Below are 16260 nucleotides of genomic sequence, written 5' to 3' on the forward strand. Positions count from 1 at the left end.
GATCAGCCGCCCGTCAGCCGCCCTGCGGACCGTTGCTCGGCCGGGCGGCGCGCACCGCAGCCAGCCCCCGGATGCCATCCTTGTTTCCGATAGCCGTCAGGCTTTCGAAAATCTGGGCCGCCTCACCATAACGGCGCATGGCGAGGTAGGAATAACCGCGCAGCACCATCAGGTCCGTGCGCTCATCCGCCAGCCGCGCCCGCTGGTCGAGCAGGAGAAGCGTTTCGGCATATCGCTTCGCCCCGAATGCGGAAACCGCTCGATCGGCAAGGATCGACACCTGCAGCTCCGTCGCGCGTGGGCGATCCATACGCGATTTCGTCGCCGAGACGGCTGCGTGGTCCGTCAAGCCCATGCGCAGATAGGCAAGGCTCTGGCCGTAGGCTGCGTCGCTTTTGACATTGGACTGACCGCTTTCAATCGCGGATTCGAAAGCTTTGAGAGCCTCCGCCGGCCGGTTCGTCTCCATCAGGCACCAGCCGAGATCGAGCGCCTGCTGTGGCGGCAGACGTTGCGGATCGGGATAGGCCGCGCAGGAACGCGGGCGCGATGCGGCGCCGGCTTCCCTTTGCACCTGCGCGGGGCGGCGCGCCTGCTTGCGCGAAGGCTCAGGCTGCTGGACGACAGGCGGGTTATAGACCACCTCCGTCTCACCCTGCGGTGCATTGGTCTGCACGGGCGGCGACGTCACCTGTGCGACAACCGGCGGTGCGGTTATGGGAGCCACCGCCTGCCCGGACTGGTCCACCATGCGCGCCGTTCCCACATCGGCGATACGTTGCGAACGGCCTCCCCATTGCTGCTGGATGCCACGCAGGCCGGCGAGATTGCGAAGGTCGTGATAGCTGACCGCAATGCCATAGGCCGATGGCTCATCATCGGGTTTCCAGCCAAGGGCCGTGCTGAACCATTGCAAAGCAAGCGGCGTCTGCCGGAAGGCAAGCGAGTACCAGCCGAATTGCTGCGCCGTCGCCGCATCCTTGCGCGCCACCGTTTCGGCGGCGATACGCTGCAACACCTCCGGCGGCAGGACGACCGGCGGCTCCAGCGCGAGAAGATTGGCCGTTGCGGCGAGATAGGTCGCAAGCGCATCGTCGGATGCCTTGCGCCATTTATACATGACGTCCTCGGCCTCACGCGGCTCGTTACGGTCGATCAGCGCCAGCGCCAGCCCCTGCGAGGCAGATGCGCTGTCTTCCTCTTCCCACGCCTTGCGGAACCACTTCTCCGCTTCCGTCATGTTCTTCTGCCGAATATTGTACCAGCCGAGCAGCAGGGCGTCGCTTGCAAGCTTGTCGGCCTCGGCGAGCCGCTGAAGCCGCATGACATAGGCCGAAGGAACGGCAACGCCCTCCTTCTCCCCTGCCTTGGCCACGAACTGACGAGCGAGATCGTTCTTGACCGGCTCGAATTCCAGCTGACCGTCCGCGCCGGGTTTTTCCCTGGCCAGCAGCTCATCCATCATTTCCGCCGGCAAAAGCGCGGATGCCTTCTGCACGGTGGCAAGCCTGTCGCTGGCGACCGTGCAATTGTTGAGGATGTAGAGATAGGCGTCGCGCGCCCGTCCCATCCGGTCGGTATTGGCGAAAGCATCGGCAACCCGCCACAGCACATCGACCTCGCCGCAGGTCAGCAGGCCGGGATTGTTGGCGGCCGTATCCACCACTGTCGCATATTGCTTGAGATCGGAAGCATTGACGAGCCGCTGGCGCGCTTCGGCAAGGGAAAGCATACCCGTCAGATTGTCGGGCGGCTGCCAGCCGGGCTCCGCCTGCTGGCGGTCGGCAATCGCCTTCCTCACTTCGGCATAACGGCCGTCGGTATAAAGCTGCCACATGGCGTCGAGCCGTGGATCGCCGTTTTCGGGAATGGCAAGAGGATCGGCAGGCGGCGTCCAGTTGGGATAAAGCGTGCGCAGACGCGCGATTTCGGCCTGAAGACGCTGCGTATCGCCCCTCGCCGCGAAATAGCGCAACGCACTCAGATCGACCTCGGGCATATCGGCCGATGCAGGCTGGTTGGCGCGAGGGGCGGGCGCCTGCGCCGTCTGCGGCGCCTGACTGCCAGCCTGTGTCACCGGCAAGGGATCGGTCGCCGGCACCGTGACCGGCGGTGTCGCGGGCTGTGTTACCTGCGCCATTTCACGGTTCTTGACGAAAGCGTTGATCTGCGCCGGATTGGCCGCCGTCGGCAAAACACGCTGTGTCGCCCGGTTGTCGCCGACCGCCGAGGTATGCACGTCCGACACCCGTCCGAGAATGCTGTCGCGCCAGTGGAAGGCGGCGAGCGCTATCAGAAGCAGAATGAGAGCCGAGGTGGACAGTGGCTTGTTCATCGGCATTCCCCGTTATTCCTTGCCAGAAACGACAATGCCAGAAGATGCAATGTGGAAGGATAATAAAGTGTTGGCTGGAAGTTTTTGAGTTCGGCGGAAACGGCCGGCCCGCCGCCGACACAGGCCGCAAGCGCCGGAATGATGCGATAGCCGGGATCGGACAGGACATCCTTGACCGCTCCGCTTTTCAGATCGAAGGTTCCGGCGGCGCCGCTTTCCAGCGTCATGCCGCCTTTCAGCCGGGCGAGCAACTCCGGCGACCCCGTATTCGCCCTTGCGAGATAAAGCGGTATGCGCACCGCATTATAGCCGAATTCCGGCGGGAAGCCCGATGCCGGCTGCGGCTTCGTCTTCACCGACACCCAGTCGGCCGGCAGTTTTCGATCGCTGAAAGCGAATATGCCGATCTGCGCCACACCGTCATCGGCAAGCGCTTTCCAAAGCGGCGACGGCGCAACAAGATTGAGCACCGGAAACGCCTCGAAAATCAGATAGGAAGGATTGACCACCGGCCCATCCTCCCGGTCATCCTCGTCGAAACCGCTGGCCGCCGGCAGAAGAAGCGTTCGCCCGCCGCGTTGCACCACCGTCTTCTTGAGAATGGCGGATGCGATGGCCGCGGATGCTTCGGCATAATCCTGCCGGTTCCATTGCCCTGCCGCCAGCGCCAGCGCATAGGCGATCAGGATATCGCCATCCGTGGCGTTGTTGATATCGGTTACATGCGGTCTGGTGCGCGGATCCCATTTCCAGGCGGAAAGCCCGTCGTCGCGCACCAACAGCTCGGTGCGCGTGAAACTCCAGATCAGCTCGAAGTCGGACAGGTTGTCGGCAAGCACGGCAAGCCACATGCCGTAGCCCTGGCCTTCGCTATGGCTGATATTGCCGTTGCCGGTATCGATGACCCGGCCGCCGGGATCGAGAAACGCGCCTTTATAGGCAGACCACGCCTCCGGCGAAACCGAAGCGGCGCGGCTGACGGAAATACCTGCAATCACCGTCATCATGGTCAGGAAGAGAATGCCGGCCAGTTTCGAGATTCCGTTCTTCATCGATGCCGTCCCATCATGCGCAGCATCGTGAAAGTGGCGAGGCCGAGGAGAGATACGAAGCCGATGAACGCCAACGAATAGGAAAGAACGTTGGAAGACAGCCAGTTGGCCGCGACCAGCCTCCAGTTGGAAAAGGAAAACGCCCGCGTGACGTAAAAATACGGCCGTTCCACCTCCACCGTTTCAAGTTTTTCGGCAGCGGCATCGTAAGCGGCAACACGTCCAGTGACACCGCGCCAGCGGTTTTCCCGCGTCATCGCCGCCATCCCGTCAAGAAGTTCCGCGGACGTTGGCGCAGTGGCAAGCGTCCACACCCCTTCGCCGGAGGGGCTCAGTCCCTGGGCCAGCATGAAGGAAACATTGCCGGGCGGCGCATAGAGCTGTTCGGCTGCCGGCAGGAAGCGCAGCGTATCCGAGCTCAGGTCGAAATTCCGCTTCATCCATTCCTCGAGAGAAGACACCTGCCCCTCCCAGACACCGCCGTCCACCCGCTCGCGCCAGTCGTTGAAAAGGGTCTCGCTGCTCTGCGCGGGCGGCTGAACGCCGGTTCCCATTTTCCAGGATATCTGGCTGGAAGGAACGAGATTGAACTGGCCGATCAATGCCTGCGGGAATTGCGAAATCGTGCCGACGAACAGCGCGTCGCGATCGCCGATCACCAGCGGCGAGGCGACAGTCTCGATGTCGATGGGATGCCCCGCCACGCTTGCCAGCCGGCTGATCAGCGTGGCTGCCGCAGACATGGTATCGGTGTCGAAACGGTCGAGCGACAGGGCAACAGGCGCTCCGCCGGTGCGATAGGGTTGTCCGGCCCCGGCCATCGCGGCAAGATCCGGCTTGCGGCCGATCTGCGCATAGTCCGGAATATGAAGTTCCGATGTGTCGAACAATGCAAAACGCGGCGTCGTGCTGGCGGGCGCGCCCGGCGCGCAGGCCTTATCCTGCGCCGTCATCAACACTGCCTCGATGGTCACCTTGTTCGGCCCGGGCTTGAAATGACGCATCGTCACATTGATCGGCAGATGCCGGAAAATGCCGCCGCCATTGTTGGAAATCGGTACGGTCGAGGCGATCTGGTCATTGACGTAGATATCGACATGGCTGCCCGGCAATACCTGCGACGAATAGGCGGCATCGAGAAGAAGCGACGCCTCACCATAGGCGGACGCATAAAAATCGGCTGGCATGCCGACGTAAAATTCGTTGCGGAAACGCCGGCCGCCAAATTCGGTGCTTTCGAAACCAAGTTCGGAAAGCGCGATACGGCGATCCGACATGACGAGCGGCACATCCGGCGCGTGCCAGCTGCGGGTCGAAAAAGTCGTTCTCTGGGCACCGGGTGTGCGCGATATTGACGAAAACAGCGTCTCAATTGCCGCCTGCACCGCCTGCGGGGTGGGGCCGCTGACGAAAAGCGGCGAAAGACCGCCCGGCGCGGCGACGCCAAAGCCGGCGAAAGCGCCCGCCGAAGCCTCGGGTGGCAGCGTTCCGGCAATTCCGGCAATCTCGCGGGCCGTTCCGACGAAGACCGTCAGCGTGCCCGCCTTGGGTTCAGCGGAAGGAGCGGCCACGAAACGGATCGTCTGGTTCGGCATCTGGGTTCTGAGCGCCAGCGCCTGTGAAAGACGCAGAAGAGAATCCGCAAATGCGGGATTGCCGAGCGCCGGTGCGACAATCTCGATAGACGTCATGGCCTTGCCATCCGGACCGGTTGCCTGAATATCGTCGATATTGGCAAAGCTTCCGGCGACATCCGCATTAAAGCCGATATAGGTATTGGCTGGGTCTATATCGGTCCACAGATCGTAGGTGGATTGGATCGTGCAATCGGTTCTGTGGCGCTGCTGCACACCCAGTCTCACGACATTTGAGCCGACCTGCAAGACGCCTGGCGGTATCTTCAAGGAGACATTGCCTTCGCTGTCGGGTGCTTCGATACGCGCCGGATCCAGCACGACATTGTTCAGGCTGACCTGAAAATTCGAGCTTTCCGGTGCGACCACGATGGCGTTCTGATAACCGATATTGAGCGAAACGGCGGCATTCACCTGCTCCGGCGTCAGATAGATGCTCCATTGCCGCCGGTCCATCTCCCCGGAAAGGCTGAGCTTTTCATAGGGCAGGATGTATCGGCGGCGGCTGTCGGCATTGAGCGACGGGGCCGTTGCGGGAACGGGTCTTGCGCCTTCCTGACGCGGAGGGACCGCAACCGGCGGCGGCAACGGAACGGCTGGGCGCTGTTGCGACTGCGGCGCGGGCTGAACCGCAAATGGCGGCGGAGCGGATGGCTGAGACGGCGTCTGGACCGGACTTTGCGCCGGCATCTGGGCAGGTGGCTGTTGACGGGGCGCGGCAGGCGCAACGGCGGACGGCGGCACGGGTGTCGGAGCCATCTGGGCGGGCCGTTCCGGCGACATGTCGAAGGGGGAGGACTGCGCCATAGCGCCCGTGGCGACGGCCCCCCATACCAACATTGCCAGAGAATCCCGGATGGGTTTACGGCCGGTCATTTTACCGCTCCGACAGGTTTGGCGTCTCTGGGAGCAGGCCGAAGCGTTCGGACCAGATAATAAAGGCCGCGCTGCGTCTGGAAGAGCGATATGGCCAGGAAGATGGCCGTACCACGGATAAGGCCGGGGTTCTTGCGGCGCACCCGCTGGAATTCGCTCCACTGTTCCGAATTGGCGAAAATCAGGTCGGCAATCAGGCGGTGATCGACGGCGCGTTGCGGCGAGAAGGTACAGCCGATCGAGACGAAACCCTCGCCCTTCACCGTTCGCACCACGTTGACAGGCATGGTTTCCGGCACGCCCTCGCTATGCGGCTTGACCTTCACGATGGCCGTCGCGCCTTTTTCGATGGTTGTCGCGCTGTCGAAGAGATTGATCAGCAGGCCATGCACCGAGACGTTATCGATGGAAGCGGGCACCCAGGCGTCGCTACCCTCGAGCTTGACTTCGCAACGCCGTTTGACCGTGATGCGCCGCGACGCCGACTTGTCGCCGCGCTCGGAAACGACACCGAGCGCACAGCCCGCAAAGATGAGATTGAGCAGGTTCCAGCCGCCGACCACAAGCGTGACATCCGCCTTGTAAGGCTCGCTGTAGATGCGCCAGGCGGCAAAGGCCATCGCCACCAGCAGCAGCGCGAAAATGACGAAGAACGGCCGGCTGATTTCCGAAAGCCGTGCCTCGGCAATGGATTCATCCTTCGCCGTCACCTTGAAGGTGGGCTTGCCGGGATTGAAAATCACCGAAACGACGGCGGGCAGGAGGTGAACCGTCTGCACATATTCGTAAAGTTCCGAAATCCACGGCCAGCGGAAGCTGCCATAGAGATAGTTCTGCATCATCAGGTTCACGAGCATATAGGCCGCCGTATAGGCCAAAAACTCGCCGCCCGAGGCGACGAAAATCTGCAGGTCGAAGAACAGGTAGAACAGTGGTGCGAACAGGAAGATGGTGCGCGGAAACGGAAACAGCCAGAACAGCGTCGACGACATGTAGCAGAGACGCTGCGTAAACGAGAGACCGCGCCGAAAAAGGGGCTGGCGGAAGATTAGGATCTGCATCATGCCCTGCGCCCAGCGGCTGCGCTGGCCGATGAAGCTTGCGAAGGTGGCCGGCTGCAACCCGGCGATCAGCGGCTTGTCGACATAGATACTGTTCCAGCCGCGCGAATGCAGCGCCAGCGCCGTTTCGCAATCTTCCGTGATGCTGACGCCACTGAAACCTTCGGTATCCTGCAATGCCTCACGCCGCAGCACGGCGGCCGAACCGCAGAAGAATGCACCGTTCCACTTGTCGAGGCCGCGCTGGATGATGCCGTAAAACATCTCGTTTTCGCTCGGCATCGTCTCGAAGGTCCGCAGATTGCGCTCGATGGGATCGGGATTGACGAAGAAATGCGGTGTCTGCACCAGAAAGAGCCGCGGATCCTCTTCGAAATAACCAACCGTTTCCAGAAGGAAGTCGCGGGCAGGCGCGTGGTCGGCGTCGAACACGGTCACGAGCTCGCCGGTCGAATGGGCAAGACCGTTATTGAGATTTCCAGCCTTGGCGTGGACATTGCGCTCGCGCGTCAGATAACGGACGTCGAGGTCCTCGCAGAGCTTCTTCAACTCCTCGTGGCGGCGCTGCGCCGCCTGCGCCTCGACGATATTGCTGGCGTTGCGCTTCTGCACCGAGCCGCCATCGTCCAGCAGCCAGACGGTGAACCGGTCGGCCGGATAATCCATGTTCTTGGCCGCTGCGAGCGTATTGGCGAGAAGCTCCGCATCCTCGTTATAGCTCGGCACGAAGACATCGACCGTCGGCCGGTAATCGGGTGAACCGGGCCTCGTCTTGCGCGACGGCAGCGGCATCGACACGATGACGAGGCTGAGCGCCAGCATCACGACGCTGTACATTTCCGCCAGATAGAGCAGAAAGCCGGGAATGAAGTTCTCGAGCTGGTTGACAGGCGGCAACGTGCTGGTGGTGCGCCAGTAGACATAGCGCAGCACGATGGCCGTGCCGAAACCGAGCGCCACCAGACGCCAGGCCCCCTGCCCATTGAAGCTCTTGATCGTCGCCAGCAGGATGAGCGAAATCGCCGTGGCGACCAGATGCGTCTGCAGGCTGACCGGCATCGTGACGATGGCCAGAACGCAAAGCGACACAAGTAACCAGACAATGATTGTGATGGCCTTGCTCATCCAGAAACTTTCCGTTGTCTTCCCCACCCGGAATTTCGGCCCGGAATTTTTGCGATCTGCGCCTTGGCGTGCTCTTTCCCGCTGGTTCCGGCGATCACCTGCATCCTGACGCCACCCCCGAACCGGACAGACATGCGGGCGACGGAATGGATACCTGCGTGACCTGCGACGGTTGCCGGCCGCTATCCGCCGGCACACCGTCCAGGCGCCTGCCCGCCACCGTGGGCCTTGCAGGCTGGAGGGGTGCGCCAGCCGATGCGGGCGACGGGATACTGACTGCAGCAACGGGTGGAAGCGGCTGCGGTTCCGGCTGGGCGGGCAGCGCAACGGCAGCCGTGCGGCGAACGGGCCTGGGCGGCACGCTGGCGGTCACCTCGCCGCCGGGCCGCATCGGCACCTCATCCGTCTTTATGGGATAGACCGGATGGCCCGGACGCCCGAGATTTTTATCCACCGCCTGTGGCGTGCCGTAAGGGTTCCAGCTGGGCGAGGCATAGGTACCGGTAATCGTGTAATTATACATGACCGCCAGCAGCCGCTCGACGCTTGCGCCCGACTGGCAAAGGCGCAGCCGCACCTTGATGCGCCCGAGATTGCGGAAATCCTGCCGCATGCTTTCCGGCGAGCGTATGTCCTGCCAGCCATAAAGGCAGGTATCGTCGCCCCGGCCGCTGCCGGCGGCATAGGAGAACGCGCCATAACCGTTCTGCAGGTAATTTGCCGACATGGCGATGTTTTCGCCCGGAAACTCGGCGCGGATTTCCCGCGCGACGGAAGATGCCCTGAAACCGGAAAAAGCCAGGGCGTCCCCCCCCGTATCGCCGGCCTGTTGCGGACCGAAAAACTCCGCCTTGATGTAGTTCTGCCCGGGCGTAGCAGCCTCGGAGCGCAAGATGACCTGCTGCGCCACGGCGTTGGAATAGGTGCGGTTGACCACGGTCACGATTTCGGGACCGCCGGGCGGCGGGAAAACCAGCGCCTCGGAAGGAGACAGCATCTGGGGTCCCCCGAAGGACCGAACGCCCGCGGGAGTATTGCAGCCCGACAGAACCGCAATGGAGAACAGCAATGAAGTATAGGCAGAAAAATTCACTGCCTTACGCCCCTTTATTTCCCCAACGCCGCCCAAGTTAAAAGGAAACCGAATCACTAATGACCAGACCATCGTTACGAAATACGTGAGGACTACGAATAAGCAATCTCAAATTTGCGTTGTAATTTCCGACACTTTATGGCTGACGAATCGTCGTTGTCGCCCCATGTTCGCCGCGGAAGAAGGCGGAACCAATCGCGCTGCCGGGGGTTGGCTTCCTGCCGGGTCGATAATTTTACGGTTGCAGCGCAATATGTCCCATGGTCTACTTGCCTCCATAATGACGTATTTTTATTGGTCCGCTTTTTATTCAACTGTAAAAACAGAGAGTTGACGCATGACATTGCAATTTCCGAGCATCGCGCAGACGCTTGCCGAAGAGATCGGAAGATTACGCAAATGGCTGGATGAGGACGCCCTGCCCCTGTGGTGGGAGGCGGGTTCGGCTCGCCCGGATGGCGGCTTTTACGAACGTCTCGGTCAGGATGCGAAACCGGTTTTTTCCGATGACCGCCGCGCCCGTGTGCAGCCGCGTCAGGCCTATTGTTTCGCCGCCGCCGGCCAGCATGGCTGGCAGGGGCCGTGGAAAGACGCGCTCCTGCACGGGCTTTCCTGGTTCGAGAAGGTCTACCGCCTTGAAAACGGCCTTTACGGCAACCTTGCCGACCAGACCGGCCGGCTGATTGATCCCTCCTTCGATCTCTACAATCAGGCCTTTGCGCTGTTTGCCACCGCACAGGCGGCTGCAAGCCTTCCCGAGCGCCGTGACGAGATGCGCGGCCGGGCGCTCGATATCCTTGCCATCCTCGAACGTGACTACAGACATCCGGTCGCCGGCTTCGAGGAAGCGAACCCGCCGCGCACGCCGCTCTGCTCCAATCCGCACATGCATCTCTTCGAGGCGATGCTGGCCTGGGAGGCGCAGGACCCGGACGGCCCATGGTCGGCGCTGGCCGACGAGATCGCCGATCTTGCGCTTGACCGCTTCATCGATGGCGGCAATGGCGGCTTGCGCGAATTCTTCGCCCATGACTGGACACCGCATGACAGCGACAAAGGCCGGATCATGGAACCCGGCCACCAGTTCGAATGGGCCTGGCTTCTGGTGCGCTGGGGCAGCCTGCGCGGCAATGGCGAGGCGATCGGCAAGGCAAAACGGCTGTTCGAGATCGGTGAAGAGCACGGCATCTGCCCGCGCCGCAAGGTGGCGGTGATGAGCCTCTATGACGATTTTTCGGTGCATGACGGGCTGGCGCGGTTATGGCCGCAGACGGAATGGCTGAAGGCTTCGGTGCGGCTTGCGAGCGTCACGGGCGGTGAGGAGCGTCAGCGTTACCTCGCCTCCGGTCTCAGCGCCATCGGCGCGCTGCAGCCTTTTCTCGACACGCCGGTCAAGGGCCTGTGGTTCGACAAATGGCCGGCCGACAGGCCGATGCTCGACGAGCCGGCGCCGGCAAGCACGTTTTATCACATTGTCTGCGCCATATATGAGGCAGAGGCTGTGCTGGTGACGGCCAACTAGTATCGGACCACCGGACGAGCGGCATCGCCGCTCGCCGGTTTTGGGCGTCGATCAGACCTTGGCCGGGCGCACGACGCGCCAGTCCGGTCTGCCGAGATTGTGCGGCCAGGGGTGAACATCCTTGTCGTTAAAATAGACGACCTCTTCCAGCTTCGGAAAATCCGCCTGTTTCAGCGTCACGTCATTCATCCACGGACGAACATAGGAATCGCCGCCTTCATAACCGAGTTCGGCAACCCAGACCGGCTTGTTGAAGGTTTCGACAAGTCCATAGCCCTTGCGCAGCAGATCGGTGAAGGTCTTCGGTCCGCCATATTCGATCTTGTCGTACTCCTCGAGACCGAAGACCGAGAGGCCGACCAGATCGGCGTAGCTGTCACCTGGGTAGTAGGCCTGCAGACCGTCCAGACCTTTCGGTGACCACATCACCTTGACGCTGGGAACAGCCTTGCGGGTCATGTCCACCATGCGTTTATACGCCGTGATGTAATCACGCGGGTTCCAGCCCGACCACGAGAAGCGGCCGGACGTGTCTTCCATTTCCTGTCCCCAGCGCAGGATCAGCGGACTTTTCATCGCCGACATGCGCGCGGCGATCGCCTGCATGTTCTGGTCATAGTCGCCTCTCATCACCTTGCGGCGCAACTCGTCGGAGGTGAGCCGCCAGTTAACGTCCCAGGACCAGGGTTCGACCGTGATCAGCACGTTGCGCTTGCGCTCCAGAGCGTAGGCATCCGCAAGTGCAAGACTGTCGAGATCCACGTCTTCCCAGGGCAGGAACAGATGTTCCGACGCCACCCCGGCCTGGGCCGTGAAATCGCCGTGCGGATCGTAGGCACCGAAACGGATGCCGTCCGCATGCAATGTCGGTCTTTTGTCGGCAAGTGTCTTCATGCCCGTCGACGTCATGGGGGCGACACCCTGTGCGTCGAGTTTGAGCACCGGATACATGCCGGCGGTAAAGGCTGCGGCGGCACCACCTGCGAACAGAAGTTTTCTTCTTGTTATCTGCATGACACCTTACTCCCTACCTTGTTGCCGTCATCGCCTTGTCGTAAGCGGCGATCTGCGGCGTGACATCGTCCTTGCGGACGAGTTTGAGGAACTCATCGCCAGGGCGTGGCGGGTTGTGCCGGAACACATACCATGGCCCGCCCTGCTTGCGCTGGTAGAGCACCTTGCCAATGCGGCCATGGTCGAAGCAGGTATCGGCCTTGCCGTTTCCTGCTGCGCTTTTCCAGGTGGCGCGCATGCACAGGGTGCCGTTGGCATCGACGGTCCAGCGGCCTTCACCGATGGACTTCTTGCCCTTTTCTTCCGTTGCGGCGATGAATTTGCGGTCTTGGGCGATGAAGCGTCCACCGCCCGTTTCCCATTTCCAGGTCTTGTCGAAGTACATGTCCACGACTTCGCTGGTTCTGAGCGGTTTCGGCGTCTTCGTGCCGCCTGCAGCGTGGACCGCGCTTGGCACGACCACCGCAAGACAGAGTACGAAAGCGGAGAATCCGCATTTGCTTATTGTTGTTTTCATCACAGCCTCCTCCTTCATTGTCCGACCCTATTGTCGGCCAGCATGATCTCTCCGGTTGCCATCGCCGGCGGCGGCGTCACGATGGGTTCCGCCTGCATTTCCTGCGGTCCGCGCAGTCCCGGTACGGCAATGCGCAGTTTCAGACGCACCGATCTCGCACCTTCCACACCCGCACCGGCGACCGTGAACCGCGTTTCGGTAAAACTGACATAGGGCTGCCCGTGCGACAGGGCCTCCAGCCCGCCGATCGCATGGGAACTGAGCTGTACGGCACTGCCCGCCACCAGCAGCAACGAACAGGCGGCGGCGGTCGCTCCCCCGCGCAATGCCGGCAGCCTTGGCAAGCCGTTTTCCATCGCATGGCGGATGAGCAGAAACACCGAAAGGCCCGCATAGATTGCCACATTGATGGCGGCGAAGACGAAGAAGCCCTCCGCCCCGTTTTCCCGCGGCGCCAGAACCATGGCCACAAGGCTGAGCGCCGCCAGAAGAATATAGGGTGCCACGACCCTCAGCGGCAGCGGCGGCTTTGCCTGCGTGCCCTTGGGGGTGATGCGGAAATCGACGAAATCGCCACGGATCGTGTCGCGTATCGCCGCCAGCACGCCCATCAGCGACCAGGGCCAGCGCAGGAACAGAAATACCATGGCCTCCCAGCTGAAGAGCTTCGCATCATGCGGGCGGAATGCGCCCGTGGCCCGCCAGAAGAAGGCAAACACGATCATAATCAGCGAAACCGGCAGGAAATGCGCCAGAAACGCCGGATAGGATGCGTTGACCAGCACATCGCCGCGTATCAGCGCAACGGCGGGAAGCACGAACATCAGCGCCATGAAGCCGGAAAACAGCGGATACCAGAGCTGCGAAAACAGGAACTGGAACTTCAGCCGCGGCGGCAGCTTCGGCACGTAGTGCCTTGAATATTGCAGCAGAATGGTCATCAGGCTGCGCGACCACTGGAATTCCTGTACGATGAGATCGGCAAAGGTCACCGGCCCGTCGCCATGGGCAATGGCGTTGACGGCGTGAACGCCGCGCCAGCCGCCGGCATTCATCAGAAGCGTGGTGGAATGATCCTCGGCAAGCTCCGGCCCAAGGCCGCCGACTTCCCGCAGGGCTTTCGTGCGCACGGCATAATGCGAGCCGATGCAGAGAGGCGCCCAGCCATTATTGTAACCCAGTTGCAGCGCGCCATGCAGGCTCGCCTCGGCATAAAGCCTGCCGCGCGCGGCCCAGCTTTCACCGGCATTGGCGTCGCAGATGCTCGGGGCCGAAACATATCCAACCTTCGGATCGGCAAAGGGACGGATGATCTCGCGCAGATAATCCGGTTCCGGCACGTGATCCGCATCGAACTGGGCGACGAAATCATAACGCTCGTAACCGTAGTGATCGTAGAAATAAGCGAGATTGCCTTCCTTGCAGCGTGTGCGCCGCGGCCAGGTCTTGCGATGATACTCCGCAACGCCCTGTCGGGTGGAAACGAAAACGCCGTGCGCGCCACACCATTTCAGCGTCTCCGCATCCGGAGCCTCATCCGCGAGCCAGACATCGAATTCCAGGCCCTTCTGTTCGAGCATGGCCAGTAGTGTCTTCTGCACCACCGCGAAAGGTTCCGACGGCGCCTTGGTGACGACCATCGCCACCCTGCCCCGTGGCAGAGGGGAGCGCCGGTCGACAACCTTCGCGTTCAGAAAGATGAAGATGAAATAGGATGGCAGAAGCGTGATCCACGCGAGCGTTATCGTCACGACGGTATAATAGGGCCAGTCGATGACACGATCGCGATCGAGCCACCAGATCCAGAAATAGGCGAGCGTCACCAGCCAGCCGCCAATGCCGAGAAGATAGGCCGTGCGGTTCCAGCCGGCAAAGACCGGCAGCATCCGCAAATCACTGGCGACTGCAACCGCACGGGCCGATGGAACGGAATGGGCTTTCATGACCGCACCTCCAGTCCGAAACCGGGACCTGCCGTCCGGATGATGGTGTCGATATCCGAACGCTTCGGGGTAAAACCGAGCGTTTCTTCCGCACGTTTGATATCCGCAAACAGGGCTGGCGGATCGCCGGTGCGTCTTGCGCCGAAATGGACCGGAACTTCCTGCCCCGTCACGCGGTGGATCGCCCGGATGATATCGCCGACCGATGTACCGTGACCGGAACCGAGATTGACACGCAGCGTCTCTCCGCCCTCGGCAAGATAATTGACGGCAGCCACATGGGCATCGGCCAGATCGCTGACATGGATGTAATCGCGAATGCAGGTGCCGTCGCTGGTGTCGTAATCCGCCCCGAAGACATCCAGTTGCGGCAGCCTGGCAGCCGCAGCCATCAGTGCCCGCGGGATCAGATGGGTTTCAGGTTCATGGCGCTCGTAAAGCTCACCGTCCGGGTCGGCCCCGGCGGCATTGAAATAACGCAGCGCCACGAAACGCAAACCGTAGGCAGCGGCATAATCCTCCAGCGCCATTTCGAAGATCAGCTTCGTGCGCCCGTAAGGATTGACCGGCATTTGAGCCGTTTCCTCACGGATGGGCAATTGCGGCGGCACGCCATAGGTGGCGCAGCTGGAAGAAAACACCAGCCCGCCGATATTCTGGTCGAGACAGGCATCCAGCAGCGCAAGACTGCCGCCGACATTGTTGCGGTAATATTTGCGTGGATCCTCGACGGACTCACCGACATAGGCATTGGCGGCGCAATGGATGACGAAGGCCGGCGAGAACTCCTTGAGCGTGGCTTTCAAAAGGCCACGATCCAGAATGTCGCCCTCGATGAAGGGACCCCAGCGAACCGAATCCGCGTGACCCGTCAAGAGATTGTCGTAAGCGATGGGCTTGAAGCCGGATTGGGCCAGCGCCTTGCAGATGTGGCTGCCTATGAATCCGGCCCCGCCCGTGACGAGGATTGTGCGGGGCATCTCATACGGCCTCCGCCACAGTCTTGCCGGCCAGCAATGCATCGAAATAGACGATGGTTTTTTCCAGGCCGATTTCGAGCGGCACGCGCGGCTGCCATCTCAACAGCTCCTTTGCCCGCGAAATATCGGGGCGGCGCTGCTGCGGATCATCGATCGCGGCGGGCAGATGCACGATGCGTGAACGGGAGCCCGTCATGCGGATGACGATATCGGCGAGCTGCCGCACCGGAATTTCGCTCGGGTTGCCGATATTGATCGGCCCGGTGCAATCCTTCGGCTTGGCCGAGAAGCGCAGGAAACCGTCGATCAAGTCATCGACATAGCAGAAGGAACGGGTCTGGCTGCCATCGCCGTAAATGGTGATGTCGGCACCCTTCAGAGCCTGGACGATGAAGTTCGAGACCACACGTCCGTCATCGGGTCGCATGCGCGGCCCATAGGTGTTGAAGATGCGTCCCACCTTGATATCGACACCGAAGCTTCGGTGATAATCGAAAAACAGCGTTTCGGCGCTGCGTTTCCCTTCATCGTAACAAGCTCGCGGCCCGATTGTATTTACATTGCCGAAATAGGTTTCCGGCTGCGGATTAACGTGCGGATCGCCGTAGACTTCCGATGTCGACGACTGCACGACGGTTGCACCGCATCTGCGCGCCACTTCCAGCACATTGACCGCACCCAGGACATTGGTGAGCAGCGTGCCGACCGGATCGCGCTGGTAATCGGGCGGTGAAGCCGGCGACGCGAAGTTGAAGATCAGCGAGACATCAATGTCATAGGGTTTGCGCACATCGTGCTCGACCAGCAAAAACCGCTTATTGTCCCGCAAATGCGCCACATTCGCGGTGCGCCCGGTCGAAAGATCGTCGAGACAGATCACCTCGTGACCGCAGCTCAACAGGCGCTCGCAAAGATGGGAACCGAGAAAACCGGCGCCGCCATTAACGAGAACGCGTTGGCCAGGTCTCCATTCGGAGTAGATGGTGACGCCGTTGTCGTGTTCGTTGGGAACGAAATTACGCATTACACACTCCTCCCCATGAGGAATCAGCGCAGCTGATTCACCTAAACTGGATCAAACTCCCGATTGTACGATATCTTGAATATC

The 16260-nt window shown here is 61.4% G+C and carries 11 protein-coding genes; 1 reads left to right on the forward strand and 10 read right to left on the reverse strand.

Annotated features, from left to right (window positions below; genetic code table 11):
- Positions 1-13: 13 nt before the first annotated feature.
- The 5 genes from ACQZ5K_RS04865 to bcsN all read right to left on the reverse strand — a co-directional run bounded on the left by ACQZ5K_RS04865 (position 14) and on the right by bcsN (position 9080).
- The gene (locus ACQZ5K_RS04865; protein WP_448739742.1) at positions 14-2341 is read right to left on the reverse strand and encodes a cellulose synthase; all 2328 of its coding nucleotides are present in this window, start codon (positions 2339-2341) and stop codon (positions 14-16) included.
- A complete protein-coding gene (locus ACQZ5K_RS04870) occupies positions 2332-3387 on the reverse strand; it encodes a glycosyl hydrolase family 8 (protein WP_448739743.1) in 1056 nt (351 codons plus the stop codon). The genes ACQZ5K_RS04865 and ACQZ5K_RS04870 overlap by 10 nt, the downstream gene beginning before the upstream one ends.
- Complete coding sequence (locus ACQZ5K_RS04875; protein ID WP_448739744.1) at positions 3384-5897, reverse strand: cellulose biosynthesis cyclic di-GMP-binding regulatory protein BcsB; 2514 nt, start codon at positions 5895-5897, stop codon at positions 3384-3386. Before ACQZ5K_RS04875 ends, ACQZ5K_RS04870 begins: the two co-directional genes overlap by 4 nt.
- The gene (bcsA, locus tag ACQZ5K_RS04880; protein WP_065655596.1) at positions 5894-8083 is read right to left on the reverse strand and encodes a UDP-forming cellulose synthase catalytic subunit; all 2190 of its coding nucleotides are present in this window, start codon (positions 8081-8083) and stop codon (positions 5894-5896) included. The genes ACQZ5K_RS04875 and bcsA overlap by 4 nt, the downstream gene beginning before the upstream one ends.
- A 94-nt stretch (positions 8084-8177) precedes the next feature.
- Entirely contained in the window at positions 8178-9080 is a 903-nt protein-coding gene (gene bcsN / locus ACQZ5K_RS04885; RefSeq protein WP_448739745.1) for a cellulose biosynthesis protein BcsN, read from the reverse strand.
- A gap of 433 nt (positions 9081-9513) precedes the next feature.
- On the opposite strand from bcsN, the gene ACQZ5K_RS04890 reads away from it, so the two are divergent.
- Positions 9514-10698, forward strand: coding sequence for an AGE family epimerase/isomerase (locus tag ACQZ5K_RS04890; RefSeq protein ID WP_448739746.1), 1185 nt, complete (start codon positions 9514-9516; stop codon positions 10696-10698).
- Between the two features lie 51 nt (positions 10699-10749).
- On the opposite strand, the gene ACQZ5K_RS04895 is transcribed toward ACQZ5K_RS04890, so the two are convergent.
- The 5 genes from ACQZ5K_RS04895 to ACQZ5K_RS04915 are packed head-to-tail and all read right to left on the reverse strand — an operon-like array spanning position 10750 to position 16176.
- Positions 10750-11712 carry a glycoside hydrolase family 26 protein gene (locus ACQZ5K_RS04895; RefSeq protein WP_135397305.1) on the reverse strand — a complete coding sequence of 321 codons (963 nt, stop codon included), beginning with the start codon at positions 11710-11712 and terminating at the stop codon, positions 10750-10752.
- A gap of 13 nt (positions 11713-11725) precedes the next feature.
- A complete protein-coding gene (locus ACQZ5K_RS04900) occupies positions 11726-12229 on the reverse strand; it encodes a DUF995 domain-containing protein (RefSeq protein ID WP_003523821.1) in 504 nt (167 codons plus the stop codon).
- A 14-nt stretch (positions 12230-12243) separates the two neighbouring features.
- Positions 12244-14172 carry a glycosyltransferase family 2 protein gene (locus ACQZ5K_RS04905; protein WP_448739747.1) on the reverse strand — a complete coding sequence of 643 codons (1929 nt, stop codon included), beginning with the start codon at positions 14170-14172 and terminating at the stop codon, positions 12244-12246.
- Positions 14169-15152 carry a UDP-glucose 4-epimerase GalE gene (gene galE / locus ACQZ5K_RS04910; RefSeq protein ID WP_448739748.1) on the reverse strand — a complete coding sequence of 328 codons (984 nt, stop codon included), beginning with the start codon at positions 15150-15152 and terminating at the stop codon, positions 14169-14171. The genes ACQZ5K_RS04905 and galE overlap by 4 nt, the downstream gene beginning before the upstream one ends.
- Before the next feature lies 1 nt (position 15153).
- A complete protein-coding gene (locus tag ACQZ5K_RS04915) occupies positions 15154-16176 on the reverse strand; it encodes a UDP-glucuronic acid decarboxylase family protein (protein ID WP_080819141.1) in 1023 nt (340 codons plus the stop codon).
- Positions 16177-16260 lie beyond the last annotated feature (84 nt).

It is taken from the genome of Agrobacterium sp. 22-226-1, from assembly GCF_053522345.1.

Excerpts from the sequence above, each read along its gene's own strand:
- ACQZ5K_RS04865 (WP_448739742.1), bottom strand. The coding sequence starts at position 2,341 with ATGCCGATGAACAAGCCACTGTCCACCTCGGCTCTCATTCTGCTTCTG.
- ACQZ5K_RS04870 (WP_448739743.1), bottom strand. The coding sequence starts at position 3,387 with ATGAAGAACGGAATCTCGAAACTGGCCGGCATTCTCTTCCTGACCATG.
- ACQZ5K_RS04875 (WP_448739744.1), bottom strand. The coding sequence starts at position 5,897 with ATGACCGGCCGTAAACCCATCCGGGATTCTCTGGCAATGTTGGTATGG.
- bcsA (WP_065655596.1), bottom strand. The coding sequence starts at position 8,083 with ATGAGCAAGGCCATCACAATCATTGTCTGGTTACTTGTGTCGCTTTGC.
- bcsN (WP_448739745.1), bottom strand. The coding sequence starts at position 9,080 with ATGCTGTCTCCTTCCGAGGCGCTGGTTTTCCCGCCGCCCGGCGGTCCC.
- ACQZ5K_RS04890 (WP_448739746.1), top strand. The coding sequence starts at position 9,514 with ATGACATTGCAATTTCCGAGCATCGCGCAGACGCTTGCCGAAGAGATC.
- ACQZ5K_RS04895 (WP_135397305.1), bottom strand. The coding sequence starts at position 11,712 with ATGCAGATAACAAGAAGAAAACTTCTGTTCGCAGGTGGTGCCGCCGCA.
- ACQZ5K_RS04900 (WP_003523821.1), bottom strand. The coding sequence starts at position 12,229 with ATGAAAACAACAATAAGCAAATGCGGATTCTCCGCTTTCGTACTCTGT.
- ACQZ5K_RS04905 (WP_448739747.1), bottom strand. The coding sequence starts at position 14,172 with ATGAAAGCCCATTCCGTTCCATCGGCCCGTGCGGTTGCAGTCGCCAGT.
- galE (WP_448739748.1), bottom strand. The coding sequence starts at position 15,152 with ATGCCCCGCACAATCCTCGTCACGGGCGGGGCCGGATTCATAGGCAGC.
- ACQZ5K_RS04915 (WP_080819141.1), bottom strand. The coding sequence starts at position 16,176 with ATGCGTAATTTCGTTCCCAACGAACACGACAACGGCGTCACCATCTAC.